The 25,837-nt window shown below is 72.8% G+C and carries 26 protein-coding genes; 12 read left to right on the top strand and 14 right to left on the bottom strand.

The window, feature by feature from the left end; genetic code table 11:
* Window positions 1-2: 2 nt before the first annotated feature.
* Window positions 3-896, bottom strand: a complete 894-nt coding sequence (locus ACGF5O_RS34680; RefSeq protein WP_393813859.1) for an SIS domain-containing protein — start codon at window positions 894-896, stop codon at window positions 3-5.
* A gap of 141 nt (window positions 897-1,037) precedes the next feature.
* On the opposite strand from ACGF5O_RS34680, the gene ACGF5O_RS34675 reads away from it, so the two are divergent.
* Window positions 1,038-1,817: a DeoR/GlpR family DNA-binding transcription regulator gene (locus ACGF5O_RS34675; protein ID WP_393813858.1), complete on the top strand. Its 780-nt coding sequence runs from the start codon at window positions 1,038-1,040 to the stop codon at window positions 1,815-1,817.
* A 36-nt stretch (window positions 1,818-1,853) separates the two neighbouring features.
* On the opposite strand, the gene ACGF5O_RS34670 is transcribed toward ACGF5O_RS34675, so the two are convergent.
* The 3 genes from ACGF5O_RS34670 to ACGF5O_RS34660 all read right to left on the bottom strand — a co-directional run bounded on the left by ACGF5O_RS34670 (window position 1,854) and on the right by ACGF5O_RS34660 (window position 4,057).
* Window positions 1,854-2,249: a luciferase family protein gene (locus tag ACGF5O_RS34670; protein ID WP_393813857.1), complete on the bottom strand. Its 396-nt coding sequence runs from the start codon at window positions 2,247-2,249 to the stop codon at window positions 1,854-1,856.
* Between the two features lie 204 nt (window positions 2,250-2,453).
* On the bottom strand, window positions 2,454-3,383 hold the full coding sequence (locus ACGF5O_RS34665; protein ID WP_393813856.1) for a carbohydrate kinase family protein: 930 nt from the start codon (window positions 3,381-3,383) through the stop codon (window positions 2,454-2,456).
* Window positions 3,380-4,057: a class II aldolase/adducin family protein gene (locus ACGF5O_RS34660; RefSeq protein WP_393813855.1), complete on the bottom strand. Its 678-nt coding sequence runs from the start codon at window positions 4,055-4,057 to the stop codon at window positions 3,380-3,382. Before ACGF5O_RS34660 ends, ACGF5O_RS34665 begins: the two co-directional genes overlap by 4 nt.
* Window positions 4,058-4,115: 58 nt before the next feature.
* Here ACGF5O_RS34660 and ACGF5O_RS34655 point away from each other — a divergent pair, with 58 nt between their 5' ends.
* On the top strand, window positions 4,116-4,781 hold the full coding sequence (locus ACGF5O_RS34655) for a TetR/AcrR family transcriptional regulator (RefSeq protein WP_393813854.1): 666 nt from the start codon (window positions 4,116-4,118) through the stop codon (window positions 4,779-4,781).
* Between the two features lie 110 nt (window positions 4,782-4,891).
* Here the strand turns inward: ACGF5O_RS34655 and ACGF5O_RS34650 are convergent, their stop codons facing one another.
* Window positions 4,892-6,952, bottom strand: coding sequence for a tetratricopeptide repeat protein (locus ACGF5O_RS34650; protein WP_393813853.1), 2,061 nt, complete (start codon window positions 6,950-6,952; stop codon window positions 4,892-4,894).
* Between the two features lie 699 nt (window positions 6,953-7,651).
* Here ACGF5O_RS34650 and ACGF5O_RS34645 point away from each other — a divergent pair.
* Complete coding sequence (locus ACGF5O_RS34645) at window positions 7,652-8,818, top strand: MFS transporter (RefSeq protein ID WP_393813852.1); 1,167 nt, start codon at window positions 7,652-7,654, stop codon at window positions 8,816-8,818.
* Between the two features lie 83 nt (window positions 8,819-8,901).
* Here ACGF5O_RS34645 and ACGF5O_RS34640 read toward each other — a convergent pair whose 3' ends face one another.
* On the bottom strand, window positions 8,902-10,647 hold the full coding sequence (locus ACGF5O_RS34640; protein WP_393813851.1) for an alpha/beta hydrolase: 1,746 nt from the start codon (window positions 10,645-10,647) through the stop codon (window positions 8,902-8,904).
* A gap of 126 nt (window positions 10,648-10,773) precedes the next feature.
* On the opposite strand from ACGF5O_RS34640, the gene ACGF5O_RS34635 reads away from it, so the two are divergent.
* From ACGF5O_RS34635 to ACGF5O_RS34625, 3 genes are read left to right on the top strand one after another with little or no spacing between them, the layout of a single operon-like run.
* Window positions 10,774-11,070 carry a hypothetical protein gene (locus ACGF5O_RS34635; protein ID WP_393813850.1) on the top strand — a complete coding sequence of 99 codons (297 nt, stop codon included), beginning with the start codon at window positions 10,774-10,776 and terminating at the stop codon, window positions 11,068-11,070.
* Between the two features lie 12 nt (window positions 11,071-11,082).
* The gene (locus ACGF5O_RS34630) at window positions 11,083-11,805 is read left to right on the top strand and encodes a CPBP family intramembrane glutamic endopeptidase (protein WP_393813849.1); all 723 of its coding nucleotides are present in this window, start codon (window positions 11,083-11,085) and stop codon (window positions 11,803-11,805) included.
* A 36-nt stretch (window positions 11,806-11,841) separates the two neighbouring features.
* Window positions 11,842-12,576, top strand: a complete 735-nt coding sequence (locus tag ACGF5O_RS34625; protein ID WP_393813848.1) for a maleylpyruvate isomerase family mycothiol-dependent enzyme — start codon at window positions 11,842-11,844, stop codon at window positions 12,574-12,576.
* A 52-nt stretch (window positions 12,577-12,628) separates the two neighbouring features.
* On the opposite strand, the gene ACGF5O_RS34620 is transcribed toward ACGF5O_RS34625, so the two are convergent.
* Window positions 12,629-13,030: a MarR family winged helix-turn-helix transcriptional regulator gene (locus tag ACGF5O_RS34620; RefSeq protein ID WP_393813847.1), complete on the bottom strand. Its 402-nt coding sequence runs from the start codon at window positions 13,028-13,030 to the stop codon at window positions 12,629-12,631.
* A gap of 86 nt (window positions 13,031-13,116) precedes the next feature.
* Here ACGF5O_RS34620 and ACGF5O_RS34615 point away from each other — a divergent pair, with 86 nt between their 5' ends.
* Window positions 13,117-14,592 carry an MFS transporter gene (locus ACGF5O_RS34615; protein WP_393813846.1) on the top strand — a complete coding sequence of 492 codons (1,476 nt, stop codon included), beginning with the start codon at window positions 13,117-13,119 and terminating at the stop codon, window positions 14,590-14,592.
* 73 nt (window positions 14,593-14,665) lie between these two features.
* Entirely contained in the window at window positions 14,666-14,950 is a 285-nt protein-coding gene (locus ACGF5O_RS34610; RefSeq protein WP_393813845.1) for a DUF6332 family protein, read from the top strand.
* Here ACGF5O_RS34610 and ACGF5O_RS34605 read toward each other — a convergent pair.
* The 3 genes from ACGF5O_RS34605 to ACGF5O_RS34595 form a co-directional block, all read right to left on the bottom strand.
* Complete coding sequence (locus tag ACGF5O_RS34605; protein WP_393813844.1) at window positions 14,911-15,576, bottom strand: response regulator; 666 nt, start codon at window positions 15,574-15,576, stop codon at window positions 14,911-14,913. The two genes, ACGF5O_RS34610 and ACGF5O_RS34605, sit on opposite strands and share 40 nt — an antisense overlap.
* Window positions 15,573-16,871: a sensor histidine kinase gene (locus tag ACGF5O_RS34600; protein WP_393813843.1), complete on the bottom strand. Its 1,299-nt coding sequence runs from the start codon at window positions 16,869-16,871 to the stop codon at window positions 15,573-15,575. Before ACGF5O_RS34600 ends, ACGF5O_RS34605 begins: the two co-directional genes overlap by 4 nt.
* Window positions 16,872-17,032: 161 nt before the next feature.
* Window positions 17,033-17,701 (bottom strand): TetR/AcrR family transcriptional regulator, encoded by a 669-nt coding sequence (locus ACGF5O_RS34595; protein ID WP_393813842.1) that lies wholly within the window; start codon window positions 17,699-17,701, stop codon window positions 17,033-17,035.
* A 201-nt stretch (window positions 17,702-17,902) separates the two neighbouring features.
* Here ACGF5O_RS34595 and ACGF5O_RS34590 point away from each other — a divergent pair, with 201 nt between their 5' ends.
* Window positions 17,903-19,006: a medium chain dehydrogenase/reductase family protein gene (locus ACGF5O_RS34590; RefSeq protein ID WP_393813841.1), complete on the top strand. Its 1,104-nt coding sequence runs from the start codon at window positions 17,903-17,905 to the stop codon at window positions 19,004-19,006.
* A 26-nt stretch (window positions 19,007-19,032) separates the two neighbouring features.
* Here the strand turns inward: ACGF5O_RS34590 and ACGF5O_RS34585 are convergent, their stop codons facing one another.
* Together ACGF5O_RS34585 and ACGF5O_RS34580 are read right to left on the bottom strand one after the other, a co-directional pair.
* On the bottom strand, window positions 19,033-20,226 hold the full coding sequence (locus ACGF5O_RS34585) for a GDSL-type esterase/lipase family protein (protein WP_393813840.1): 1,194 nt from the start codon (window positions 20,224-20,226) through the stop codon (window positions 19,033-19,035).
* Window positions 20,223-20,858, bottom strand: a complete 636-nt coding sequence (locus ACGF5O_RS34580; RefSeq protein ID WP_393813839.1) for a TetR/AcrR family transcriptional regulator — start codon at window positions 20,856-20,858, stop codon at window positions 20,223-20,225. Before ACGF5O_RS34580 ends, ACGF5O_RS34585 begins: the two co-directional genes overlap by 4 nt.
* A gap of 82 nt (window positions 20,859-20,940) precedes the next feature.
* Between ACGF5O_RS34580 and ACGF5O_RS34575 the strand changes: the two genes are divergently transcribed.
* Window positions 20,941-21,435, top strand: a complete 495-nt coding sequence (locus ACGF5O_RS34575) for an FBP domain-containing protein (protein WP_393813838.1) — start codon at window positions 20,941-20,943, stop codon at window positions 21,433-21,435.
* A gap of 42 nt (window positions 21,436-21,477) precedes the next feature.
* Here ACGF5O_RS34575 and ACGF5O_RS34570 read toward each other — a convergent pair whose 3' ends face one another.
* On the bottom strand, window positions 21,478-22,176 hold the full coding sequence (locus tag ACGF5O_RS34570) for a TetR/AcrR family transcriptional regulator (protein WP_393813837.1): 699 nt from the start codon (window positions 22,174-22,176) through the stop codon (window positions 21,478-21,480).
* Between the two features lie 205 nt (window positions 22,177-22,381).
* Between ACGF5O_RS34570 and ACGF5O_RS34565 the strand changes: the two genes are divergently transcribed.
* The gene (locus ACGF5O_RS34565) at window positions 22,382-22,879 is read left to right on the top strand and encodes a nitroreductase/quinone reductase family protein (protein WP_393813836.1); all 498 of its coding nucleotides are present in this window, start codon (window positions 22,382-22,384) and stop codon (window positions 22,877-22,879) included.
* On the opposite strand, the gene ACGF5O_RS34560 is transcribed toward ACGF5O_RS34565, so the two are convergent.
* Window positions 22,869-24,152 (bottom strand): geranylgeranyl reductase family protein, encoded by a 1,284-nt coding sequence (locus ACGF5O_RS34560; protein WP_393813835.1) that lies wholly within the window; start codon window positions 24,150-24,152, stop codon window positions 22,869-22,871. The genes ACGF5O_RS34565 and ACGF5O_RS34560 overlap by 11 nt on opposite strands.
* Window positions 24,153-24,372: 220 nt before the next feature.
* On the opposite strand from ACGF5O_RS34560, the gene ACGF5O_RS34555 reads away from it, so the two are divergent.
* Window positions 24,373-25,728 (top strand): dipeptidase, encoded by a 1,356-nt coding sequence (locus ACGF5O_RS34555; RefSeq protein ID WP_393813834.1) that lies wholly within the window; start codon window positions 24,373-24,375, stop codon window positions 25,726-25,728.
* The last annotated feature ends 109 nt before the right edge of the window (window positions 25,729-25,837 follow it).

Below are 25,837 nucleotides of genomic sequence, written 5' to 3'. Positions count from 1 at the left end.
GCTCACTCCCCGCCGGTCGGAGTGAGGATCACCGAACGGGTGAGATGGCGCGGCCGGTCGGGGTCGAGGCCCCGGGCTGCGGCCACGGCGACGGCCAGACGCTGGGCCCGGACGAGTTCGGCGAGCGGGTCGAGGGTGCCCTGGACCCACAACCCTCCGGTGGCGCCGACCTGTTCGGCGAGTCCGGCGGGGGCCGGGCCGAACATCCAGGTGGCCGTGGTGCTGGTGGTGATGCTGATCGGGCCGTGCCGGTACTCCGTCGCCGGGTATGCCTCGGTCCAGGACAGCGAGGCCTCGCGCATCTTGAGCCCGGCCTCGCTGGCGAGCCCGACGGTCCAGCCGCGCCCGAGGAAGGTGAACTGGGTGCACTCGACCAGCCCCGGCGGCAGCGGGGCCGCCAGCGCGGTACGGGCGTCGGCGACCACGGCATCGGTGTGCAGGCCGAGGTGGGCGCGGAGCAGGGTGAACGCGCTGGTGGCGAACCGGGTCTGGACGACGGAGCGTTCGTCGGCGAAGTCCAGGACGACGAGGTCGTCGGCGGCCTCCGCCACGGGGGTGCCGGGGTCGGCGGTTATCGCGGCGGTGCGCACCCGCCCCTTCAACTCGCCCAGCAGGTCCAGCACTTCGGTGGTGGTGCCGGACCGGGTGAGGGCCAGTACCCGGTCGTAGGACCGCCCGCGCGGGAACTCCGAGGCGGCGAAGGCGTCCGTCTCGCCGAGTCCGGCGGACTCGCGCAGTACGGCCGCGGCCTGGGCCATGAAGTACGAGGTGCCGCAGCCGACGATCGCGACCCGCTCGCCCCGGTCGGGGAGCGCGTGCGCCTGGCGGGCGGCCTCGGTGGCGGCTTGCGTCCAGCACTCGGGCTGGCTGTTCAGCTCTTCGGTGGTATGTGACATATCACTACCCCTCCCCTGGATCCCCGAATGGACCACGTGATTGTTCTTGCAAGATAGAGCCACCTTTCAATCACAATCAAGCATTCCGTCGAAGGCCGGGTGCGCTAAGGTCGCCGGAAGATCGATGAACGGAGGCGGCGGATGTCGCGCGACGCCCGCTGGAAGGCGCTGCTCGAGTTGCTGGTCGAGCGCGGTCGCCTCGAGGTCGAGGAGGTGGCGGCCGAGCTGGCGGTCTCCGCGGCCACCATCCGCCGGGATCTCGACCAGCTGGCCGAGCAGCAGATGCTGGTGCGCACCCGGGGCGGTGCGGTGGTGCACGGGGTGTCGTACGAGCTGCCGCTGCGCTACAAGACAGCCCGGCAGGCCTCGGAGAAGCAGCGGATCGCCAAGGCGGTGGCGGACCTGGTCGCGCCGGGCGAGGCGGTGGGCCTGACGGGCGGCACGACCACCACGGAGGTGGCCCGCGCCCTGGCCGTGCGGGGCGACCTGGCCACCGGGACGCCGGCGCTGACGGTCGTCACGAACGCGCTCAACATCGCGAACGAGCTCGCGGTAAGGCCCCAGTTCAAGATCGTGGTGACGGGCGGGGTGGCCCGCCCGCAGTCGTACGAGCTCGTCGGGCCGCTCGCGGACGGGGTGCTGGGACAGATCACCCTCGATGTTGCGGTGCTCGGGGTGGTCGGCTTCGACGTCGTCCACGGGGCCGCGGCCCATGACGAGGCGGAGGCCGCGGTCAACCGGCTGCTGTGCGAGCGTGCGGCCCGCGTGGTCGTCGCGGCCGACTCCAGCAAGCTGGGCGGGCGGGCGTTCGCCCGGATCTGCGCGGCGGAACTGGTGGACACCCTGGTGACGGACACGGCGGCGGCACCGGAGACGGTGCGCCGGTTCGAGGAGACGGGGATCCGGGTCCTGGCCGTGTGAGTGCGGCGCGGTACGGCCCTGCGACTCGGCTCGCCGTCACATCCCGCTGGTGTCCGCGCTGACGAATCCCGCGCCCCGCTGGTCGTTGCAACCGAACACCGGCCGGTCGGCCGGGTCGGGCCAGCTCTGCTGGGCCTGGAGGGCGACGCTCACCAGGGTCAGCAGCAGGTCGACGTCGCTCGCGGCGTCCAGTCGTATGGTCACCCACTGCGAGCCCGGGACGATCCGGATCGCCCCCGTGTTCTTCAGGTCCTTGGCGAAGTGCCGGATGGCATGAGTGGTGAGACGCAGGTCCACATCGCGGTCGGAGTGGAAGTGCGCGATCTCGCCCTGCACCGAACTCACGGCCTGCCCCAGACCACAGCTCGGTACGGCCTGGGTCAGGTCGGGCCAGGTCGCCAGTTGCGCCAGAGCGCGCGAGGCCAACGTCATGGGCCCATCATGGCCCGCTCACTCTCCGGTAACCAACCAGCGAGCAGTTATTAACCGAGCTGTTGCCGGACTCTGTCCGAACACAGACACCCGGGACGAGTGAATATCCGCAGGATTTCAGTGGTTCGAGGGACGGAAGGTACCTCTCGGACGTCCGGGACGACCGTGTCCGACGTCACGTTCCACGCGGGCCGGACACCTGCGCTACGCGCGCCTGACACCCTTCGCCGCGAACGCGTCGGCGGTGGCCAGGTCGAAGTCACCGTGGTCGCTGCCGAGGCCCTGGGCGACCAGGGCCGCCACGGCGTTGCCGAGGACGGCGGCGTCGCGCGGGCCGCGGCCGAGCCCGACGCCGTAGACGAATCCGGCCGAGAAGGCGTCGCCGCAGCCGGTGGTGTCCACGACGTCGATCTCGAAGGCGGGCACCGGCTCGGCGCCCTCGGCGGTGACCAGCAGCGCGCCGTCGCCGCCCCGGGTGACCGCGACCAGCCCGGCGCCGGCACCGACCAGCTTCTTCGCGCCCGCCAGCAGGTCGTCCTCGCCGGAGAAGCCCCGTACCTGGTCGTCGTTGGGGAGCAGGTGGTCGACGTACGGCAGGGCGGCCGCGATCTGCTCGAAGCTGCCGAGGACGCCGGGCGCGAGCAGGTCCACGGAGGTCGTCACGTCGTGTTCCTTGGCGAAGTGCAGGATGCGCGCGGCGACGTCGACGCCGATCAACTCCGGTCCGCCCAGGTGGAGATGGTCGGCTTCGGCGAGGGCGTCCCAGGGCACGTCGTCGACGCCGTAGGTGATGTTGGCGCCGAGCAGGTGCAGGGAGGGCCGGTCGCCGTTGGGGCGGATGGGCAGCACGCTCGCCGAGGTGGCGGTGTCGGTCCGGCGGACGAGGAACCCGGTGTCGATCCCGGCCCTGCCGAGCAGTTGCACCAGCATGTCGCCGGTCGCGTCGGCGCCGACGGCCCCGGCACTGAGTACGGTGGCGCCGAGCTTGGCGAGGCTCAGCGCGGTCCCGCCGGCGGTCCCGGCCGCGGTCATCCTGATGTCCTCGACCAGGGTGGCGCCCTGCCCCTCGGGTATCGCGTCCACGGGCCTGACCAGCACGTCCAGTACGTGCACGCCCATCGTGACGACTCTCATGGCTTGCCCTCCTGCAGGGTTCGGGTGGTGCCGTAGTTCCGGGCGATCGCGGCCTCGATCACCGCGAGTTGCTGCCCCTCGTCCAGGACGCGGGGTGTGCCGAGGGCCGCCGCGTGCTGGTAGACACCGCAGGCCCATTCGAGCAGCAGCGCGTTCTCGACGGCCTTGTCGAGGGTCGGGCCGACGGTGACCGAGCCGTGGTTGGCCATCAGCGCCGCGCTGCGGCCGTCGAGCGCGGCGAGCACCGACGCGGCGAGTTCCGGGGTGCCGAAGGTGGCGTACGGCGCCACTCGCACGGTGCCGCCGAGGGCGAGCAACTGGTAGTGGATGCAGGGCAGTTCGTCGACGACGCAGGAGAGGGCGGTGGCCATCGGGGCGTGGGTGTGGACGACCGCGCCGGCGCCGTAGCGGCGGTAGATCCCGAGGTGCAGGTCGAGTTCGGAGGTCGGCTGGAGGGTCCCGGCGACGACCTCGCCGTCCAGGTCGACCACCGTCACCTGGCCCGCGGTGAGTTGGGCGAGCACCGCGCCGGTCGCGGTGACCGCGACCCGGTCCCCCACCCGGACGCTGACGTTTCCCGCCGTTCCGACGAGCAGGCCCGCCGCTCCCAGGCGACGGCAGACGTCCGCCACCGCGGCCCGTTCCTGAACCAGCGCGGAGCTTGAGTCCGTCATGGCCGCGACGGTAACGTAAACCTGAAACAAAGTCACGTTCAGGTTCAGGGGTGGTTGTGTGAGCGGGCCGACCGCCGAGGAGTCCGGGGCCGTGCTCCGCCGTACTCCCCAACAGGCCCGCAGCAGAGCCAGGTTGGCGCGGGTGCTCTCGGCGGCCGAGCGCGTTCTGATCGCGGAGGGCGTGCCGGCCCTGACCACCACCCGGGTCGCGGCGGAGGCCGGGGTCTCGGTCGGCTCGCTGTACCAGTACCTGCCCGACCGGGACGCGATCATCGACGCGCTGGCCGCGACATACTTCGCCCGGCTCGAAGCCGTGATGGAGGGGTTCGTGCACAGCGCGGCGGCCGAGCGCTGGTCCGACCCGGTCGGCGTGCTGATCGACACCTACGCCGGGCTCTACCGCACCGAACACGGCTTCCGGGCCCTGTGGTTCGGCAGCGGTCTGACCGACCGGACCCGGGCGGCGGACCGGGACCACAAGCGCCGGATGGCCGACGGGGTGCGCCGGGTCCTCCTCGCGCTCGGCATCGTCGGCGACACGGAGGGGCTCGGCCCCGCCTGCCATGCCGCCGTCCTCGCCGCCGACGCACTCGCCCAGGAGGCCTTCCGCCGCGACGCCGAGGGCGACGCCGCCCTCCTCGACGAGGCGAAGGTGATGCTGCGCGGCTACCTCACGGCCGTCACCGGAAGGGCGGGGCGGCGGGCCGAGGACCACGGGCCATGACGGGGCGCGGCGACAGGGCCCCGGCGGAGAGCTGACGCCCCCGCCCAGAAGTGTTCGAGTCGCATGCGGTGACAGCATCGGCGGGTGCGTCCGGAGCGGTCGAGGTCCGGTCAGGCCTGTTGCAAGAGGGACAGCGTGCTCCGTGCGCTGTTGATGTGGCGGTGGTCGGGCTCGAGAACGCGCTGGGCGTCGTGGAGGATCCGCGTGAGTTCGTCGACCGCCTCGCCGGTACGGCCGTCAGCGACGAGCGCCTGACACCTTTGCAGCCGGGAGTGCATCACGTGCGGGTGGTCGGCGCCGAGGACGCGGCTACGGTCGATGACCAACTGGTCGAATATCGCGAGGGCTTCACTCGTCCTGCCGGCTCGTGCGGCGAAGTCCGCCTGGGTGCTGACAATGGCCAGCGTGTGCGGGGCATCGGCTCCGAGGCAGTCGTGCGCGTCCTCCAGGAGGCGCTGCAACTCGCGTTCCACCTCAGTTGAATTCTCCTGAAGGCCGCGAAACCAGACGAGGCTGCGTCGCGTGGCGAGAACCTGCGGATGCCTCGGTCCTTCCAGTCGTAATCGGTCCTCGAGAAGTCCGTGAAGCTGCCGGACGGCCGCCTGCGTGTCCCCCGTCTCCCCGGAGAAGTAGGCCTGCTGGTGGCGAGCGGCCAGGGTGTCGCTGTGCGTCGGGCCCAGCGTCGTCGACGTATCGGCCACGAGTACCCGGAACGCGGCCTCGGCCGTGTGCGTCTCGCCCGCCTCGCCGGTGAAGAACGCCAGTTGGTGCCGCGCGGCAAGTGTGTCCGGATGGCATGGGCCGAGTTCGGCCCGCCTCCCGCGTACGATGTCCTCCAGCCTGCTCACCGCCAGTCGCGGCCAGCCACGATCGCCCACGGCGACGGCCAGCTGGAAGTCGGCCCCCACAACCCCTCCGGCAGCGGCCCGTTCGAGCGCCTGCACCGCCCGGGCCAGCCGATTGGCCTGATGGGCGACCATGCCCATGTCGTAGGCGTCGTCGGGCTCGACCCGGCCCAGCAGGGCATTCCACAGGTGATCCGGCACAGGGGCCAGCCCCGGTGCGCTCAGCAGGTAGTCGAACGCCACATATCCCTGGCTGTAGTTGCCGATCAGGAGCCCGCTCGTCGCGTAGGCGGCCTGGCAGGCCCATCGCATCGCTTCCTCGAACGGCTCGGGTTGCAGGTCCGGCCCACCACGCTCGGCGAGGTAGGGCGGATGGAGTTCCCGGAGCCACTCTCTGCTCACCGGCCGCCTCAGTCCCGCGCGGCGGCAGTCAACGGCCGCGGCCACGACGGCTCCTCCGCGCGGGTTGGCGCCGGGCGCCCATGCGTGGCCCCAGGCGGCAAGCAGTTCGGGACCGGCCGCGATCACCTCCGCGAGGCCGAACCGGTCGCAGGACTCCAGGGCGAGTCTGAGCCTCGCGTCGGTCCGATGCGCCGCGGCACGGTGCTGTTCGGTCGGTGACCAGTGCCGGGCCAGGGGAATCCTGGCCGCCTGGTCCAGCACCTCCCGCTGGGAGCGCCAGGCATCGCGGGCGGACCCGGTGAGCCTGCTCTCCTCTCGGGCGTCGTAACGGCGGTACTCCTCGGACCGCATGGTCGCCACCACCACGGCCCGGCGGGAGCGGCCCTGGAGCAGCCCGGCCAGCATGGAGATGGTCAGTCCGTCGGCTCCCAGGTAGTTCTCCAGATCGTCCAGCCACAGGACAGCGTGCCTGCGACGCCGGGCGGCCTCGACGGCGGCGGTCAGAGCGGTCCTGGTCAGGGGGCGTACGAAGGAGTGCCGGGGGAAGAGCGATCGGACGACCTCGTAGGCCAGGCGCGTCTTGCCGGCGGTCGACTCGCCCACGATCAGCACGAAGCCGCCCTGCGCGAGTGCTTCTCTCAGCGCGGGCTCGACGTCGCGTTCGACGTACGGGGGCGGCGGTCGCGTGCGCTGTCCGTCCGCGGGATGTGCCCCGACCAGTTCGGGATGCTCGATCTGACTGAGCCTCGGGATGCGGCCGTCCAGCGTCCACAGCAGTGCCACCGCGTGCGAGGAGAGCCGTTGCGGACGCAGGTGGTCCGCGACGAGGCCGTACACCGCCGTCACGGCCGCACCGATGCCGGTGGCGAGCGGACCGGTCGTCCAGGTGGCGGCGACGGCCACCGTGCCAGCTCCGATCCCCACGGCTGCCAGGTACCTGATCCAGCCCCGGCTCGGCCCCCCTGGTGGGCGAAAAGTTGGCAACGCGCCTGCCCCCATCGCGTGATGTGGTCGCCCATTGTTTCTTCGCCTTCTCAGCCGTGTCGATAGCCTGCCTCGACGAGGGGTACGACGCCCCGGCGGGACGACGGTTCCCGACTGCCCGGCGCATGGCGCGCCGGCCGACAGGGCTGTGACCGCACGGGTTCACCGGGGTCGGCCGTGTTCTGGGATCCGTTGGCCATGGGGGGGATCTGTTCGTGGCCGGTGGCGCCTGGCTCGTGCCGTCCCCGCGGTGCCGGCCGCGATCGTGCTGCCGACCGGTTGAACGCGGTGAACAATGTGCGCGGCACGCTGCTGCAGGCGGTCGCCGGTGCGGTCGTCCTGTTCGGCGCCCATGCCACCCGGCGGCAGGTGCGCGTCAGCCTCCCTCGGCGTCCTCAACCAGGAACGCCGCCCTGAGCAGCCGGGCAGCGGGCAGCGGGCAGCACATTCCTCCACGAGCCGGCGGCCCCGGTGGACGCGCTTCCCGCCGGGAATGTTCGTTCCTGCGTCAGGCATGCGGCATCCGGTTCCCAGCGCGGTGCCGGCGGGGACGTCCGGACAACGCCCCTTGTCCCAGCTCCGGCCCTCGCCTAGCCTGAGTTTGTGCCGCTAATAAACAAAACCCGGACGCACAACGTCGTGCCCGGCAACGCCCTCACCCGACTCCGTGTCGCCCTGACCGTCTTCTTCGCCATGGACGGCTTCATCTTCGCCGGATGGGTCGTGCGCATCCCGGCCGTCAAGGAGCAGACCGGCGCCTCGGCCAGTGCCCTGGGGCTCGCCCTGCTCGGCGTCTCGGCCGGGGCCGTGATCACGATGATGTTCACCGGACGGCTGTGCCGCCGTTACGGCTCCCACCCGGTGACCGTCGTCTGCGCCGTCCTGCTCTCCCTCAGCGTCGCCCTGCCCCCGCTCACTCACTCGGTCCCGGCCCTCGGCGCCGTCCTGCTGGTGTTCGGCAGCGCCTACGGCGGCATCAACGTCGCGTTCAACAGCGCCGCGGTCGACCTGGTCCGAGCCCTCCGGCGGCCGATCATGCCCAGTTTCCACGCCGCCTTCAGCCTGGGCGGCATGCTCGGCTCCGGTCTGGGCTCACTGATCGCGGGCGTGCTGACCCCCACGCAGCACCTGCTCTGCCTCACCGGCGTCGGCCTGCTGGTCACCCTCGTCGCAGGCCGCACTCTGCTGCGCACGCCCCCGCCGGCCACACCCGCGGACGACGTACCGCAGAGCGCGTCCGCACCGCGCCGCCTGGCACCCCGCACCCGGCTGCTCGTCGTCACGTTCGGTCTGATCGCCCTGTGCACGGCCTACGGCGAGGGGGCCATGGCCGACTGGAGCGCCCTGCACCTGGAGCAGGACCTGGGCACCGCACCCGGCACGGCCGCCATCGGCTTCTCCTGCTTCGCCCTCGCCATGACCGTCGGCCGGCTCAGCGGGACGAGGCTGCTGGAGGTCCTGGGCCAGACGCGCACCCTGGTCCTCGGCGGCACGACCGCCGCGGCCGGCATGCTGCTCGGCGCACTCGCCCCGGACCTGTGGGCGGCCCTGCTCGGCTTCGCGATCGCCGGCCTCGGCCTCGCCAACCTCTTCCCCGTCGCCGTCGAACGCGCCGGCCGACTGGCCGGCCCCGAGGGCGTCGCCATCGCCTCCACCTTCGGCTACGGCGGCATGCTCCTCGGACCGCCCGCCATCGGCTTCATGGCGGACTGGCTCTCCCTCCCCACCGCCCTCACCACCGTCGCAGCACTCGCCGCCACCGCTGCGGCCATCGCGCTCCTGACCCGGCGCACGGCGGGGCACTGACCGAGGTCACCACCCGCCTCTGGAACACCCGCACGGTTCGGCGTTCTTCTCCGCGGGTGCCGGGCAACGGACAGCGGCTCGGCTCAGTCCAGCAGCCCCGGTTCCCGCACCGACTCCAGCACCCCGGCCAGTCTCGCGGTGTCGGCGTCGGTCCACCCGGGTGGGCTCGTGATCTCCGCCCACGCGCTCGTCGGCAGGGTTCCGTACCGGTGGCCGAAGCCGTCCGGCACGCTGTCGGCGCCGGCCAGGTCGCAGGCCACCTGCCAGAACGTCAGGAGCGGGTACCACTGCATCGCCGCCGAGACGTCCCGGGCGCGTGGCCGGTCGAGCCAGTCGGGCCGGTGGAAGGCGAGGTCGGGCGACCACCAGACGACCGGGTCGGAGCCGTTCTGGAGGTAGAGCGCGCGGGGCTCGCCCCAGGGCGCGTCCGGGATGCCGTAGTCCGCCGGTACCTGCGCGAAGCGCACGTGTGCCCCGTCGGCGACCACCGGCCGCCACTCGGGGCTGCCCGGCTGCCGCTGGGCGGTGACGGACTTCCACAGCGGGTTGTCGTAGGTCGGTCCGACGAACAGCGCGCCGCCGGTCTGCGCGACGAGCGTGGGCAGGGAGCCGTCGAGGGCGGACTCCATGGAGAAGGAGCCGAGGCTCTCGCCGTAGACGAGCAGCCGGGGGCGGGAGGCGGCGGGGAGGGTGAGCCACTTGGCGTGGACGGCGTCGAAGAGGGCCCGTCCGGTGGCGGCGGCCTCGTCCTCGGTGAGCGCGGAGACCCAGCTGGGCAGGTAGGAGTACTGCATGGCGACCATGGCGGTGTCGCCGCCCCACATGTACTCCAGGGGTTTGCTGCCCTGGTCGTTGATCCAGCCGGTGCCGGTGGTGCCCATGACGGCGAGGATCCTGCGGGAGAAGCCGCCGGTGCGTTCGAGTTCGCGTACGGCGAGGGCGGCGCGCTCGTCGAGGGTGTCGGCGGTGCGCAGGCCGACGTAGACCCGTACCGGATCCTCCGCCGGGCGGCCGGTGAAGGCGGCGATGTCGGCGCGGGGCGTGGCGGTGCCGACGAAGTCGCGGCCCTTGGCACCCAGGGTGTCCCAGTGCGCGGCGGACTCGGGGCTGCCGGAGAGGGTCGGCAGGCCGGGCCGGTGTACGCCCTCGGTGGTGCCCTGGTCGGCGAGGGAGGCGCCGCTCTCGATCGCGTCCAGCGCGGCGCGCAGCAGGAAGCCCTGGACGACTCCGACGATCACGAACGCGGCCAGGACGACCCCGGTGGCGTAGGCGACGGGGCGCGGGACGAGGGCGTCGAACGCGCGGGCGGCGACGCGGGTGCCGAGCCGTACCGTCCGGGCGGCCAGGAGCAGCAGCGTCGCGACGAACGCGGCCACGACCGGGACGAGCGTCCACTGCCACCAGACGATGTGCGGGGGCAGGGTCACGGCCCTGCGGACCTGGTCCTCCCAGCGGACGCTCCAGGCGGTTGCGGTGACCACCGCGGCGGCGCCGAGCGCCCACACGGCGGCCCACAGGGTACGGCGGACCCGCGGGCGGACCCGGACACCGGCCCAGCGGAGCAGCAGCCGGGCGAGTGTCTCCAGTACGGCCCCGACGGCGTAGCCGACGGCCGCCGAGACGCCGGCCGCGAGTCCCTGCAGCCACCAGGCCCGCGGGAGCAGGGACGGGGTGAGGGACAGGCAGTAGCACAGGACCGCCACCGCGGTCCCGCCCCAGCACGGCCGGCGCCGGACCACCCGGTCGGGGCCCAGGTGCGGGCGCACCCGCTCCGCCGTCCACCGGGTCCATTCCTTCGTACGCTTCAGAGCCCTGCCCGCACCGCTCACTTCGCCACCACGGGACCACGATCGGTCACCGCGCCCGCCGCCGCATCCTGAAGATCCTTCCGGCTGCGGCGGCTCCCGCTCCGGGAAAAGGTGCGCGGCCGGACGAGGTGTCCCATGGTGGTGGGCATGGCCGAGGCCCGGACGACCGCGCACGCCACCCCGTTCGTCGCCGTGGTCGCGCCGGAGCCGGAGCCGGGTCTGGATCTCGCTTGCGACCGCACCGTCCACACCGGCCGCATCGTGCGAACCGGCCACACCGTCCGGACCGGCCGGACCGGCGCACTGCCGAGGCCGGCGGGTGGCGAGGTAGGCGCCGTCGCCCGTGCCGCGCCGGGCCGGGGGCGTGGCGGCGGACCGGGCCGGGGTGGTGACGGCGGGCCCCGCACGACCCGGCTGCCGTGTCGCGGCCCGGTCGGGTTCTGACCCCCGCCCGTCATGACCTTCCCCCGGCTCCCCCGGCTCCCCCGGCTCCCCACCCGTACCGCCGTGGCCGCGGTGGTGGCGGTGCTGGTGCTCGCGAACCTGCTGGACAACCGCTGGGCCGGTTCCTGGATCCTGCTCACCGCGGTCGTCACCTCCGCCGTCCTGGTGGGGCTGCTGTTCTGGGCCGGGGGTGGTTGGCCGGAGCTGGGGCTGGGGCGGAACGCCTTTGCGGACGGGGTGCGTTGGTCGGTGGCTCTGATCGGGATCGTCGCGGCGGTCTATCTGTGCGCGGCCCTGCTGCCGGTCACCCGCGGGCTGTTCGCGGACCAGCGGACGGACACGCTCAGCGGTGCGGAGACCGCCTTCAAGGCGCTGGTCGCGGTGCCCGTGGGGACGGTGCTGCTGGAGGAGACCGCCTTCCGCGGGGTGCTGTTCGCGCTGCTGTGCCGTCTGCGCACGGCGACGACGGCCGCCGTCCTCTCCTCCGTGCTCTTCGGCCTCTGGCACATCCTGCCCTCGCTGAACCTCAACAAGGAGAAGCCGACCCTGGGTTCGCTCTTCGGGCACTCGGCCGCCGGGGCGGTCCTGGTGGACGTCGGCGCCGTGCTCTTCACGGCCGTGGCCGGCTGTCTGCTGTGCTGGCTGCGCGACCGCAGCGGCTCCCTGCTGGCTCCGATGGCCCTGCACTGGGCGGTCAACGCCCTCGGGTACGCGGTGGGATTCCTGCTGCGCTGACGGCGGGACCGGCCGCGCGTCCGGCAGACTCGCCGCATGGAGACTGCTGAGTTTCTCGAGATCCTCGACCGGGAGGGCCGGCTGCTGGCCTCGGCCGCCACGGACGCGGGGCTCGACACCCCGGTGCCCACCTGCCCGGACTGGCGGGTGCGCGACCTGCTGCGGCACACCGGCACCATCCACCGGTGGGCCGCCGGTGTCGTCGCCGACGCCGAGACCTCGCCCCGCCCCGTCCCCGAGCCCCCGGACCTGGACGGCACGGACCTGACGGACTGGTACCGGGACGGCCACCGGCGGCTCGTCGACACCCTGGGTGCCGCACCGCGGGACATGACGTGCTGGACCTTCCACCCCGCCCCGGTCTCCTCGCCGCTGGCCTTCTGGCTCCGCAGGCAGGCCCACGAGACGACCGTCCACCGGTACGACGCCGAGGCGGCGCGGGGCGGCCCGGCGACCCCGGTCGGGACGGGCTTCGCGGTCGACGGCATCGACGAGTTGCTGCGCGGCTTCCACGCCCGCACCCGCAGCCGGGTGCGCAGCGAGCACCCGCGGGTGCTCGGGGTGCGCACGGTGGACGTCGACGCGGCCTGGACCGTACGGCTGTCGGAGCGGCCACCGGTCACGGAACTCGGCGCGTCCCCGGAGGCGAAGGCCGAACTCGCCGGTCCCGCCGATCAGTTGTACCTGGCCCTGTGGAACCGGCAGCCGGTGCCGAAGGTGACCGGCGACCCGGACCTGGCCGATCTGTGGCTGACGAACTCCGGGATCTGACCGGCCGGCGCTCGCGAACGGCCCGACCGGCCCGCGGCCGGGCCTGCCGGGCTCAGCCCGGCTCGGCGGCCAGCATCCGGGTGAGCACCGCGCGCTGCACCGGCAGCACCTCGCCGTGCAGCGCGCGCCCCTTGCCGGTGAGCGCCACCCGCACGCCCCGCCGGTCCTCCGCGCACATGGCCCGCTCGACCAGGCCGTCCTTCTCCAGCCGGGCGATCAGCCGGGACAGCGCGCTCTGACTGAGGTGCACCCGCTCGGCGATCTCCTGCACCCGGAAGCTGCAGACGCCGTCCGCCGCCGTGCCGTCGGAGAGCAGGTCGAGGACCTCGAAGTCGCTGCCGCACAACCCGTGGCCGTTCAGCGCACGGTCCAGCTCGCACTGGGTGCGGGCGTGCACGGCCAGGATGTCCCGCCATTGCTCCACGAGCGCCTGCTCGGGCTTCATCGCCGCCATCGGGGCACCGTAGCAGAGAAGCGGGATTGTTGCATCGTAATTAAATGTACTTGCATTCGATGCATGTGCATGTAGTGTCTGGATCCATGACCTCTCCGCTCACCGCCCCCGCTTCCGAGGGACGCTGGACCCCCCGGCTCTGGGGCACGCTGCTGGTGCTCTGCGCCGCCATGTTCCTGGACGCGCTGGATGTGTCGATGGTCGGCGTCGCCCTGCCGTCGATCGGCTCCGACCTGCACCTGTCCACCTCGACGCTGCAATGGATCGTCAGCGGCTACATCCTGGGGTACGGCGGCCTGCTGCTGCTCGGCGGCCGCACCGCGGACCTGCTCGGCCGGCGCCAGGTGTTCCTCGTGGCCCTCGGCGTCTTCGCGCTCGCCTCGCTCCTCGGCGGCCTCGTCGACTCGGGCCCGCTGCTGATCGCCAGCCGCTTCATCAAGGGCCTGAGCGCGGCCTTCACCGCGCCGGCCGGCCTCTCGATCATCACGACCACGTTCCCGGAGGGCCCGCTGCGCAACCGCGCCCTCGCCATCTACACCACCTGCGCGGCCACCGGCTTCTCCATGGGCCTGGTGCTGTCCGGCCTGCTCACCGAGGTCAGCTGGCGCTTCACCATGCTGCTGCCCGCCCCGATCGCCCTGATCGCGCTCACCGCCGGCCTCAAGCTGCTGCCGCGCAGCTCCCGCGAACGCGACCACAACGGCTACGACGTCCCCGGCGCGATCCTCGGCACCGCCGCCATGCTGCTCCTGGTGTTCACCGTCGTGGAGGCGCCGCAGGCGGGCTGGGCGTCGGCCCGCACCCTGCTCTCCTTCCTCGCGGTCGCCGTCCTGCTGACCGTCTTCGTCCAGGTCGAACGCCGTTCCCCCGGACCGCTCGTCCGGCTCGGCGTGCTGCGCTCGGGCAACCAGGTCCGCGCCCAGCTCGGCGCGATCGCCTTCTTCGGCTCGTACGTCGGCTTCCAGTTCCTGACCACCCTCTACATGCAGTCCCTGCTCGGCTGGTCCGCGCTGCACACCGCCCTGGCCTTCCTCCCCGCGGGCGCACTGGTGGCGGTGTCCTCGACCAAGGTCGGCGCGATCGTGGACCGCTTCGGCACCCCGCGGCTGATCGCGGCGGGCTTCGCGTTCATGGTCGTCGGCTACGCCCTGTTCCTCCGCGTCGACCTGAGCCCGGCCTACGCGGCGGCGATCCTGCCGTCCATGCTGCTGATCGGCGCGGCCTGCGCGCTGGTCTTCCCCTCCCTCAACATCCAGGCCACCAACGGCGTCGACGACCACGAGCAGGGCATGGTCTCCGGGCTCCTCAACACCTCGGTGCAGGTGGGCGGGGCGATCTTCCTGGCGATCGTCACGGCCGTGGTCACCGCGGGTGCGCCCGCCCACGCGTCCCCGCAGGCCGTGCTCGACAGCTACCGTCCGGGGTTCATGGTGGTGGCGGCCGTGGCCCTCGCCGGGCTGCTGATCACCCTCACGGGGCTGCGCGCCCGGCGCCCGCAGCAGACCGTCGTGATCGCCAAGTCCACCTCCCTGGAGGCGGAGCGCGTGTCCGCACGCGACTGACCGGGGACGCCTCCGAACGTGTGCCCGGCGGGGCCTGTTGCCCCGCCGGGCACACGGCTGTGAGACTGCCGGGATGACGACGCACGGGGGACGGCGCGGTCAGGCCGAGCGGGACGCGATCACCGTCGAGATCAGATACGCGCTGTGCAGCGCGGTGTTCGCGGCCGTCGTGGTGTTCGGGGCGGTGGCCGGTCCGGCGCTGCTGTTCGAGCTGCCGGGCGGCCTGGAGCGCGCACTGCCGGTCGCCGGCGCGGTAGTCGCCGGCGTGCTGTTCCTCGCCCGGGTCGTCAGCGTGCTGGTCCGGTTCCAGCGCTCGGATCAGCCCAGCCAGCCCGGTCGCACCAACCCCGACTCGTAGGCCAGGACGACCAGTTGGGCGCGGTCGCGGGCGCCCAGCTTGACCATGGTGCGGCTCACATGGGTCTTGGCGGTGAGGGGGCTGACGACCAGCCGACGGGCGATCTCCTCGTTGGACAGACCGATGCCGACCAGGGCCATCACCTCCCGCTCCCGCTCGGTGAGCCGCGCGAGGGCATCGGCGGCGGCAGGCTCCTTGGAACGGGCCGCGAACTCCGCGATCAGCCGCCGCGTCACCCCCGGCGACAGCAGCGCGTCCCCGGCCACCACCGCCCGGACCGCCCGCACCAGTTCGTCCGGCTCGGTGTCCTTGACCAGAAAACCCGAGGCGCCGGACCGGATCGCCTCGAAGACGTACTCGTCGAGCTCGAACGTCGTCAGCATGACCACCTTGACGTCCGCCAACTCCGGTTCGCCGGTGACCCGACGGGTCGCGGCCAGGCCGTCCAGACGCGGCATGCGGATGTCCATCAGGACCACGTCGGGGCGCAGTTCACGCACCTTGTGCAGCGCCTCCTCGCCGTCCGCCGCCTCACCGGTCACCTCGATGTCCGGCTGCGCGTCGAGCAACGCCCGGAAACCGGCCCGCACCAGCGACTGGTCGTCGGCGAGCAGCACCCTGATCATCGGTCCTCCCGGTCGTCCCAGCCGCTCAAAGGCAGTACGGCGAGCACCCGGAAGCCGCCGTCGGCGCGCGGTCCCGCCTCGATGGTGCCACCCAGGGCCGCCGCCCGCTCCCGCATCCCGGCCAGCCCGTTCCCGCTGCCGCCCGCGTCCGCCCCGGTCGCCGGACCGTCGTCGTCGATCCGCAACCGCAGCTCCCCGCCCCCGCGTTCGAGCCGCACACGCGCGTGCCGCGAACCCGAGTGCCGTACGACATTGGTGAGGGCCTCCTGCACGATGCGGAAGGCGGCCAGGTCGGCGCCGGGCGCAAGGCGCGGCGGCTCCCCGGTCACGTCGACGGTGAGGCCGGCGCTCGCCGCCTGTTCCACGAGCTCGGGCAGCCGGCCGAGACCGGGCGCGGGCGTCCGCGGCGCGTCTCCGGAGGCGCGCAGGGTGTCGAGCACCTGGCGGACCTCGCCGAGCGCCTCCTTGCTGGCCGCCTTGATGGTGGTCAGCGCCGATCTGGCCTGCTCGGGGTCGGAGTCGAGGAGCGCGAGTCCCATGCCCGCCTGGACGTTGATGACCGAGATGCTGTGCGCCAGGACGTCGTGCAACTCCCGCGCGATCCGCAGCCGTTCCTCGTCCGCACGCCGCCGGGCCGCCTGCGCCCGGTCGGCCCGCTCCCGCGCCCACTGCTCGCGCCGCAGCCGGACCAGTTCGGCCACCGAGACGATGATCAGCACCCAGGTGGCGACGATCACCTCCTGGCCGGGGCCGGCACCCGTGTCGCCCGGCGGCGGCAGCCACCGGTACAGCCAGAGCGAGATCAGCAGATGTCCGGCCCACAGCATCCCGAGCGCCGCCCAGGCCGCCCTGCGGTGCCCGGCGACCACGGCACCGAAGCAGGCCACGGCGACGGCCGCGAAGACCGGCCCGTACGGGTAGCCGGCGCCGAGGTAGACCAGGGCGAGCGCGGCCGTGCCGAACACCACGGTCACCGGGTGCCGGTGCCGCCACAGCAGCAGGGCGCAGGTGGCGAGAAGCAGCAGGCGGGCGTAGGTGTCGAGGTGCTCGCGGTGGGGCTGGGTGTGGGCGGCGAAGTTCGAGCCCACCAGCACGAGGACGGTGAGCAGGAGGGTGGAGCGCCAGGGCAGGCGGTGGCGGGGGGTGCCGGCACCGGTGCCGGTGGGGGCGCCGGTGCCCGCGCCGGTGGCAGAGGCGGTCGCGGTGGTCGCGGTGGCTTCCGGGTGGTTCCACCACGGGGGGCCGTGGTGCCACCACTGCGCGGGGCCGCGCTCCCGTACCCGCTGCTCGTCCATGACCGCCACGCTAGACGCCCTCGCTCCGCGCGAGCGTCAGCCCGGCGAGGTGATCACGCGTACTCCCCCGGTAGTAGGTGGCGCGAGGTCGCCGGACCTGGTCGGCGGCCGGATCGGTGGGCAGATCAGTGGGCCGGTCGGTGGCCGGGTCAGCGCCCGGGTCAGCGCCCGGTTTTCAGCTCCGCCACCTCGGCGTCGAACAGGCGGTCCGGGTCGAAGCCCATACCCGTGAAGTGGCCGGCGAGTTCGAGGGAGAGCACCCCGTGCATCCTGGTCCAGAAGGCCAGCGCCCGGCGGAGCACTCCCGGCGGCGCGGGGTGGCCGCCTGCCCACTCGCGGTGCTGCGAGAGGTGCGCGGTGAACCCGGCGGAGACCGGCGGAGGCGCCTCGGGCTCGGCCGCCGCGCAGACGTCGAGCAGTGCCCCCATGATCTCCTGGGCGATGCCGGTGATGTCCTCGGGCGCGTGGTAGCCGGGGACCGGCGTGCCGTAGACGAGGAAGTAGCGCTGGGGGTCGTCGAGCGCCCAGCGGCGCAGGGCGTGGGCGAGGCCGTCGATACCGGCCGCGGCGTCGGCGGCGGCACGGCAGGTGTCGGCCAGGCCGCGGTATGCGTCCCGGATCAGCTCGGTGATCAGCTCGTCGCGGCTGCCGAAGTAGCGGTAGAGGGCCGGACCGCTCATGCCCAGTTCCTTGGCGATCGCGTTGAGGGACAGGCCCGACGCGCCTGACTTGGCGATCTGCTCCCAGGCCCGCGCCTTGATGTCCGCTCGCACCTGGGTCCGGTACCGCTCGCGGGGGCTCAGCGCGTCCGTGTCCGCGTCCGCCGCCATGGCCATCACGCTCCTCTCGCACGTCCTCGTTTCAAGCTATCACTTTTGAGAGGACTTCTAACAGTCGTGACGACACCACCCATCGCGACGGCTTGACACTCCCGCGAGCACCAGTCATGTTTGTTATAGCTTCTAACGCAAGCGAGAACCTCTCTCGCTTGCGACCGCATGTACATCCAGCTACGCACGGAGGCCGTCGTCATGGGAATCGCAGAAATCGCAGGAACCCCCGGAACCCCCGGAAGCGCCCAGCTCGTCGAGGTCGTCCTGCCGGGTGTCGTGGAGCCGGAGGGCCTCCGCATCGAGCGCCGGGAGATCCCGGCCCCCGCCGCCGGCCAGATCGTCGTCCGCATGGAGGCGACCGGTGTGTCCTTCGCGGAGCAGCAGATGCGCCGCGGCCGGTACTACGACCAGCCGCCCTTCCCCTTCGTCCCCGGCTACGACCTGGTCGGCACGGTGCTCGCGGCCGGGGCGGGCGTCGCGCCGGGGCTCGTCGGCAAGCGGGTGGCGTCACTCGTGAAGGTCGGCGGCTGGGCCAGTCATGTCGTGCTCGACGCGGCCGACGCCGTACCGGTGCCCGCCGGTGTCGGCGCGGCGGAGGCGGAGACGCTGGTCGTCAACGGCATCACGGCCTGGCAGATGCTGCACCGCAAGGCGCGGGTGCGCGCCGGCGGCACGATTCTGGTGCACGGCGCCAACGGCGGGGTCGGCACGGTGCTGGTCCAGCTCGCGCGGGCGGCCGGCCTTCGGGTGATCGGCACGGCCTCCGCCCGTCACCACGCGGCGCTGCGGGAGCTGGGCGTGATCCCGGTCGACTACCGCGCCGAGGACGTCCCGGCCCGGGTCCGGGAGCTGGCCCCCGACGGTGTCGACGCCGTCTTCGACCATCTCGGCGGCCGTAGCGTCGTCGACTCCTGGCGGCTCCTCGCCCCGGGCGGCACCCTCGTCTCCTACGGCAGTGCCACCACCCGGGACGACTCCGGTTCCAAGCAGCTGCCGGTACTGAAGATCCTCGGCCGGGTGTGGCTGTGGAACGCGCTGCCCAACGGCCGGCACGCCTACTTCTTCAACGTCTGGGAGGGCCGCGCCCTCGGCAAGAACCGCTTCCGGGCCCGGCTGAGCGCCGACCTGACCCAGGTGTTCCAGGCGTTCGAACGCGGCGAGGTCACCGCGCGCATCGCCGCGCGGCTGCCCCTGACCCGGGCCGCCGAGGCCCTGCGGCTCGCCGAGTCGGGGACCGTCGCGGGGAAGATCGTGCTGGTTCCGGACGGCGGCGACGGGGCGTCGGCCGACTCGGCGCGATGAGGCCCACCGGTCCGGTGGGCGCCGGCTCAGCGGTCGCCGTCCCCCGTGGCCGCGAACGCGCCGACGCCCGCGAAGGCCAGTGCGGCGAAGCGTTCGCCGATACGGCGGTGGGTGGCCGCGTCCGGGTGGAGCCCGTCGGGCAGCGGGAGTTCGGCCGCGTCGGCCTCGCCGTAGAGGGCACGGCCGTCGAGATGGTGGAGGTGCGGGTCCTCGGCCGCACGCCGGGCGACGATCCGGGACAGCTCGTCCCGGATGACGTTCAGGGTGAGCTTGCCGCTCGCGCGCTCGGCCGGGTCGCCCGCGGCCGTGAAGGCGAGCCGGCCGGCGCCGAAGGCGCTCAGGTCCATGGCGGTGGGGCCCGGCGTGTCCTCGTGCATGGGGCACAGGATCGGCGAGACGACCAGCAGCGGGGTGGTGGGGTGCCCCTCGCGGACGGTGTCGAGGAAGCCGTGCACGGCGGGGCCGAAAGCGCGCAGCCGCATCAGGTCGGTGTTGACGACGTTGATGCCGAGCTTGAGGCTGATCAGGTCCGCGGGGGTGTCCCGGACGGCGCGGGCGGTGAACGGGTCGAGCAGGGCGCTGCCGCCCAGCCCCAGGTTGACCAGCTCCACCCCGGCGAGCGCCGCGGCGAGCGCCGGCCAGATGGCGGTGGGGCTCGCGGCGTCGGAGCCATGGCTGATCGAACTGCCGTGGTGCAGCCAGACCTTGCGGCCGTGGTCGGGTACGGCGGTGAGCGGGGCGTCGGTGCGCAGCGCGACCAGTTCGGTGGTCTCGTTGTGCGGCAGCCAGATCTCGACCGACTTCTCGCGCTCGGGCAGGCCGGTGAAGCGGAGGGTGCCGACCGGTCCGGGGCGCAGCTCCGTGGTCCCGGTGCCCATGTCGACGACCTGGACGGTGCCGCCGGACACGCTGCCCTGGCCGGCCAGGGTGCCGTCGACGAGGAGGTCGTAGACGCCGTCCGGGCGTGGGGGCGCGCCGACGTAGAGCCGCTTGGTGGGGAGGGTGTCCAGTTCCAGGGCGGTGGCGCGGGTGCGGAACACCAGTCGTACGCCGGAGGGCTGGGACTCGACCATGGCGAGCTGCGGGTCGGCGCACTGGGCGCGGGCCCGGGCCGGGAGCCGGTGCGGGAGCAGGCCGTGCTCCGTCCGCTCCAGGTCGAGGGCGCCGCGCAGGAGGTCGGCGGTGATCGGCGTGGTGATCCAGCGGGGGTGGGTGTTCATCGCCTCTGCGTTCCGTCCGTCTTGCGTCGGTGTTCCGTCGGTGTTCCGTGCGAGGGGGGTCCGGTCGGGGTGGGCCAGTTGCGCAGCAGCGCGTCGAGGGCGTCGAGGACGCGGGTCCAGGACTGCTGACTGTCGGGGGCGCTGTGGCTGAAGCCGCCGCTCAGTTCCAGGTCGACGTAGCCGTGGAAGACGCTGCCGATCATCCGCACGGCATGGGTCTCGTCCGGTTCGGTCAGGTCGTAGCCGCGCAGGATCGCCCGGGTCATCTGGGAGTGCCTGCTTCCGGCACTGGCCGCGGCCGTCTCCGGGTCGAGGCGCAGCCGGGCCGCCGTGTAGCGGCCGGGGTGGGCGCGGGCGTAGTCGCGGTAGACGTCGGCGAACGCGACGAGGGCGTCCTTGCCGGCCCGTCCGGCCAGCGCTTCGGCGGCCCGGTCGGCGAGCTCCTCCAGCGCCAGCAGCGCGATCCTCGTCTTGAGGTCCTGGGAGCTCTTGACGTGCGAGTACAGGCTCGCGACCTTCACGTCGAACCGCCTGGCCAGCGCCGAGACCGTCACCTGGTCGAAGCCGACCTCGTCGGCCAGCTCGGCTCCGGCCCGGACCAACCGTTCCGTGCTCAGTCCCGCTCGCGCCACTCCGCTCCTCACCTCCGCCCTCCTGTTGCCTGAACCGATTATGCATTTGCCTAAAGCTTTTAGGCAAAATAGCGTGCGCTGCATGAGACAGCTGACCGAGCAAGAGATCCGTGCCGCGTTCGTGAACTGCACCAAGGGCGCGGCGAAGCGTCTGAACATCCCGCACGACCTGGACGAACGGCCGTGGGCCGAGCTGGACTACTTCGGCTGGCGCGACCCGCAGGCTCCCGACCGCGCCTACCTGGTGACCGAGTCGGACGACGGCCTCGCGCGGGCGGTGGCGCTGCGCTGCCCGAGCCCGTCCTCGTGGCAGACCCGGCGCAGCATGTGCTCGATCTGCCTGACCACGCACACCGGAGGCGTCTCCCTGATGGTCGCCGCCAAGGCGGGCAAGGCCGGGCAGCAGGGGAACTCCGTGGGCGCCTACCTCTGCAGCGACCTGGCCTGCTCGCTCTACGTGCGGGGTCTGCGGGACCCGGGCGTCGGCGGGCGGATGCCGGAGTCGCTCACGCTGGAGGAGAAGATCCGGCGGACGGCCGGGAACCTCGCCGCGTTCCTGGACAGGGTGACCGGGTGACCGGGTGACCGGGTGACCGGGTGACCGGTTGACCGAGCGCCGTCAGGGGAAGACCAGGCCGACGCCGTGGGCGAGTTGCGCGGCCGCATGCCGGAAGAACCGCTCCCGCTCCGCTTCCGCCACGATCCCCTTGAACTGACCGAACAGCTCGAACCCCACCAGTCCGAACAGCTGGGCCCACGCCGCAGCCATGGCCACCGCGACCTCCGGCGGCAGGCCGGGCACCAGTTCGTCGGCCATCCGGCGGGCCTCGGGGGCGAGTTCGGCGGGTACCGGGGTGCGGGCCAGACCGCGCCCCTCGAACGCCTCGCGCAGGATCCCGACGAGGACGAGGCCGACCCGGGCCGCAGGCGGGATCGTCGTGTCCGGCGCCGAGTAGCCGGGCACCGGCGAGCCGTAGATCAGCGCGTACTCGTGCGGGTGGGTCAGCGCCCAGCCGCGCACCGCCTCGCACACGAGGACCCAGCGGTGCGCCGGGGCCGCGCCGGCGGCAGCGGCGTCGGCTGCGTCGGCGGCCTCACCGAGGGAGTCGTAGGCGTCGATGATCAGAGCGGTGAGCAGGTCGTCGCGGCTCGGGAAGTAACGGTAGAGCGCCGAGGAGACCATGCCGAGCTCGCGCGCCACGGCCCGCAGCGACAGCTTGGCGGCGCCCTCGGCCGCGAGCTGTCTGCGCGCCTCGTCCTTGATGGCCGTGGTGACTTCCATCCTGGCTCGCGCGCGGGCGCCCTGCGGGGTGGTCATGAGGGGCAGTTTGCCATGACTGTGGAGCGGTGCACACGTTTTGGAGCACTGCTTCTGTTTTGGATCAGCGAACACAGTTCAGTGCGACGCTCACATACGAGTGCACCGCTCAAAAAAGAGAGCACTGCTCTTGCAATGGATCACCGATCTCCCCACACTGTCCCTCAAGAGAGAGCACTGCTCTCCCAAACAAGTGGGGGTCACCATGTCGCCGTCGGAACCGCAGCCGTCGTCCCAGCCGTCGTCACGGCTGTCGTCCCAGCCGTACTACGCGGAGGCCAACCCGGTGGCCGTCCGCGTGAACAGCCTCGTCGGCTGGCTCGCCCGGCACGGGATCAGCCTCGCGGGCAGCGCGGAGCTGTCGGTGCGCGGCCGCAAGAGCGGCCGGATGCAGCGCGTCCCGGTCAACCCGCACACGTACGACGGCACCCAGTACCTGGTCTCGGCGCGCGGCAACTCCCAGTGGGTGCGGAACATGCGCGTGGCCGGCGGCGGGGAGCTGCGCGTGGGGCGGAAGGTGCGCGAGTTCACCGTGGTGGAGCTTCCCGATGCCGAGAAGCTCCCGGTGCTGCGGGCCTACCTGGAGAAGTGGGGCTGGGAGGTCAAGCAGTACTTCCCCGGGGTGACGGCCGGCTCCTCCGACGACGAACTCGTCGCGGCCGGCGCCGACCACCCCGTCTTCCGGGTCACCGTCACGGGGTGACGGCTTCCTCGTCGGCCGGGTCCTCCTCGGGTGCGCTCTCCTTCGCCGCCGGCTCCGGGCCGAAGGCGGTGAGGGCGCGCTGGGCCAGCGGGTGCGAGCGGATGAGCTCGCCGAGGGAGGTGCGGCCCTGGGTGATCTCCTTGAACGCCCGCCAGGCGGGACGGAACCCGGTCAGCGCCGCGTGGAACAGGCCGGGTCGGCGCTCGAAGACCGCGAGCATCCGCTTGCCGACGCTCATCTCGACGCCGAGGCCCGCCTTGACGGCGAAGGCGTAGTTCAGCGCCTGGCGGCGGGTGTCGACGGCGTCGTGGGCCTCGGCGATCCGCACCGCCCACTCCCCCGCGAGCCGCCCCGAGCGCAGTGCGAAGGAGATACCCTCGCGGGTCCAGGGTTCGAGCAGGCCCGCCGCGTCACCGCAGACCAGCACCCGGCCCCGGGACAGCGGGGAGTCGTCGGCGCGGCAGCGGGTCAGGTGGCCGGAGGAGATGCTCGGTTCGAACCCGGCGAGGCCGAGCCGGGCGATGAAGTCCTCCAAGTACCGCTTGGTGGCGGCACCTTCACCGCGGGCCGAGATGACACCGACGGTCAGCGTGTCGCCCTTGGGGAAGACCCAGCCGTAACTGCCGGGCATCGGCCCCCAGTCGATGAGGACCCGGCCCTTCCAGTCCTCGGCGACCGTCTCCGGAACCGGGATCTCCGCCTCCAGGCCGAGGTCGACCTGGTCGACCTTGACTCCGACGTGGGCGCCTATGCGGCTGGCGCTGCCGTCGGCGCCGACCACCGCGCGGGCCAGCAGGGTCTCGCCGCCCTGGAGCACGACCGCGACCGTCCGCCGGTCCGGGACCGCCGAGCCGTGCTGCTCGACGCGCTGCACGGCGGCGCCGGTGCGCAGCTCGGCGCCCGCCTTCTGGGCGTGCTCGACCAGCTGCTGGTCGAACTCGGGCCGGTTGATCAGGCCGAACATCATCTGCTTGGAGCGGCGGGTGCGGGTGAACCGTCCGTTGTTGGAGAAGGTGACCGCGTGCACCCGGTCCTTGAGGGGCAGCTCGAAGCCGGGCGGCAGCGCGTCGCGCGACGGGCCGATGATGCCGCCGCCGCAGGTCTTGTAGCGCGGCAGCTCGGCCTTCTCCAGCAACAGCACGCGCCGTCCGGCGACCGCCGCCGCGTAGGCGGCCGAGGCCCCCGCGGGTCCCGCGCCCACCACGACGACGTCCCACACCCGCTGCGCCTCGTCCGCCCGCACGTCGTCCGCCGAAGAATTCTCGCCGCTCACGATGGTCCGCTGCTCCGATCAAGCCGTAGAAGCCGTATCACGCCGTATCAAGCCTCAGGTCAGGCCCTGTCCGTTCAGGCCTCAGGCCAGGCCCCCGTCCGTCCGTGGGCCGACACCTGCCACCTGTCCCCCCGCATCCTACGGCGGAGATCGCCGCAGGCCACTGTGGGAGGATCGGTCCACTCACCAGTTCAACGTCGCACCCACGAGGAGCGTGCCCATGTCGTCGAATCCGGTCGCCGAGACCGTCGCAGCCCTGCTGCCCAGGGCCAAGGCGGAACTCGCCGAGCTGGTGGCCTTCAAGTCGGTGGCTGACTTCGCCCAGTTCCCGAAGAGCGAGAGCGAAGGCGCCGCGAACTGGGTGGCCGACGCACTGCGCGCCGAGGGCTTCGGGGACGTCGCCGTACTGGACACCCCGGACGGCACGCAGTCGGTGTACGGCCACCTGCCGGGACCGGAGGGTGCCAAAACGGTCCTGCTGTACGCGCACTACGACGTGCAGCCGCCGCTGGACGAGGCCGCCTGGACCACCCCGCCGTTCGAACTGACCGAGCGGGACGGCCGCTGGTACGGGCGCGGGACCGCCGACTGCAAGGGCGGTGTGATCATGCACCTGCTGGCGCTGCGCGCGCTGAAGGCGAACGGCGGCGTCCCGGTCAACGTCAAGGTGATCGCCGAGGGCTCGGAGGAGATGGGCACCGGCGGCCTGGAGCGGTACGCCGAGCAGCACCCCGAGCTGCTGGCGGCCGACGCGATCGTCATCGGCGACGCGGGCAACTTCCGGGTCGGGCTGCCGACGGTGACCACGACCCTGCGCGGCATGACCATGGTCCGCGTCCAGATCGACACATTGCAGGGCAATCTGCACTCGGGCCAGTTCGGCGGTGCCGCCCCCGACGCCCTGGCCGCGCTGATCCGGGTCCTGGACTCGCTGCGCGCCGAGGACGGTTCCACCACGGTCGACGGGCTCGCGCCGGAGTCGCGGTGGGAGGGCCTGGAGTACGACGAGGAGCAGTTTCGCAAGGACGCCAGGGTGCTGGACGGTGTCGGGCTGATCGGTGACGGTCCGGTCGCGGACCGCATCTGGGCCCGCCCGGCGGTCACGGTGCTCGGCATCGACTGCCCGCCGGTGGTCGGCGCCACCCCGTCGGTGCAGGCCGGCGCCCGCGCCCTGATCAGTCTCCGGGTGCCGCCGGGCGTGGACGCGGCCGACGCGACCAAGCTCCTCCAGGCCCACCTGGAGGCGCACACGCCGTGGGGTGCCCGGGTGCGGACCGAGACGGTCGGGCAGGGCCAGCCGTTCCGCGCGGACACCACCAGCCCGGCGTACCGGGCGATGGCCGACGCGATGGCGACCGCGTACCCGGACGAGACGATGCAGTACGCCGGTCAGGGTGGCTCCATCCCGCTGTGCAACGCCCTCGCCGACCTCTACCCGCAGGCCGAGATCCTACTGATCGGCCTGAACGAGCCGGAGGCGCGGATCCACGCCGCCAACGAGAGCGTGTCCCCGGAGGAACTGGAGCGGCTTTCGGTGGCGGAGGCGCTGTTCCTGCGCAACTACGCGGCGGGCTGACGCATCCCGGGGCGGCGGACATCGGAGACGGCGTGGCCCCGGCCACGTGGATCCGGTGACCGCCGACGCGGCGCGGGCGCTGCGCGAATCCGCGGACACCTGCGGCCCG

It is taken from the genome of Streptomyces sp. NPDC048291 (assembly GCF_043201715.1).
Taxonomy (GTDB): domain Bacteria; phylum Actinomycetota; class Actinomycetes; order Streptomycetales; family Streptomycetaceae; genus Streptomyces.
This window is presented reverse-complemented; position numbering and strand designations above follow the sequence as displayed.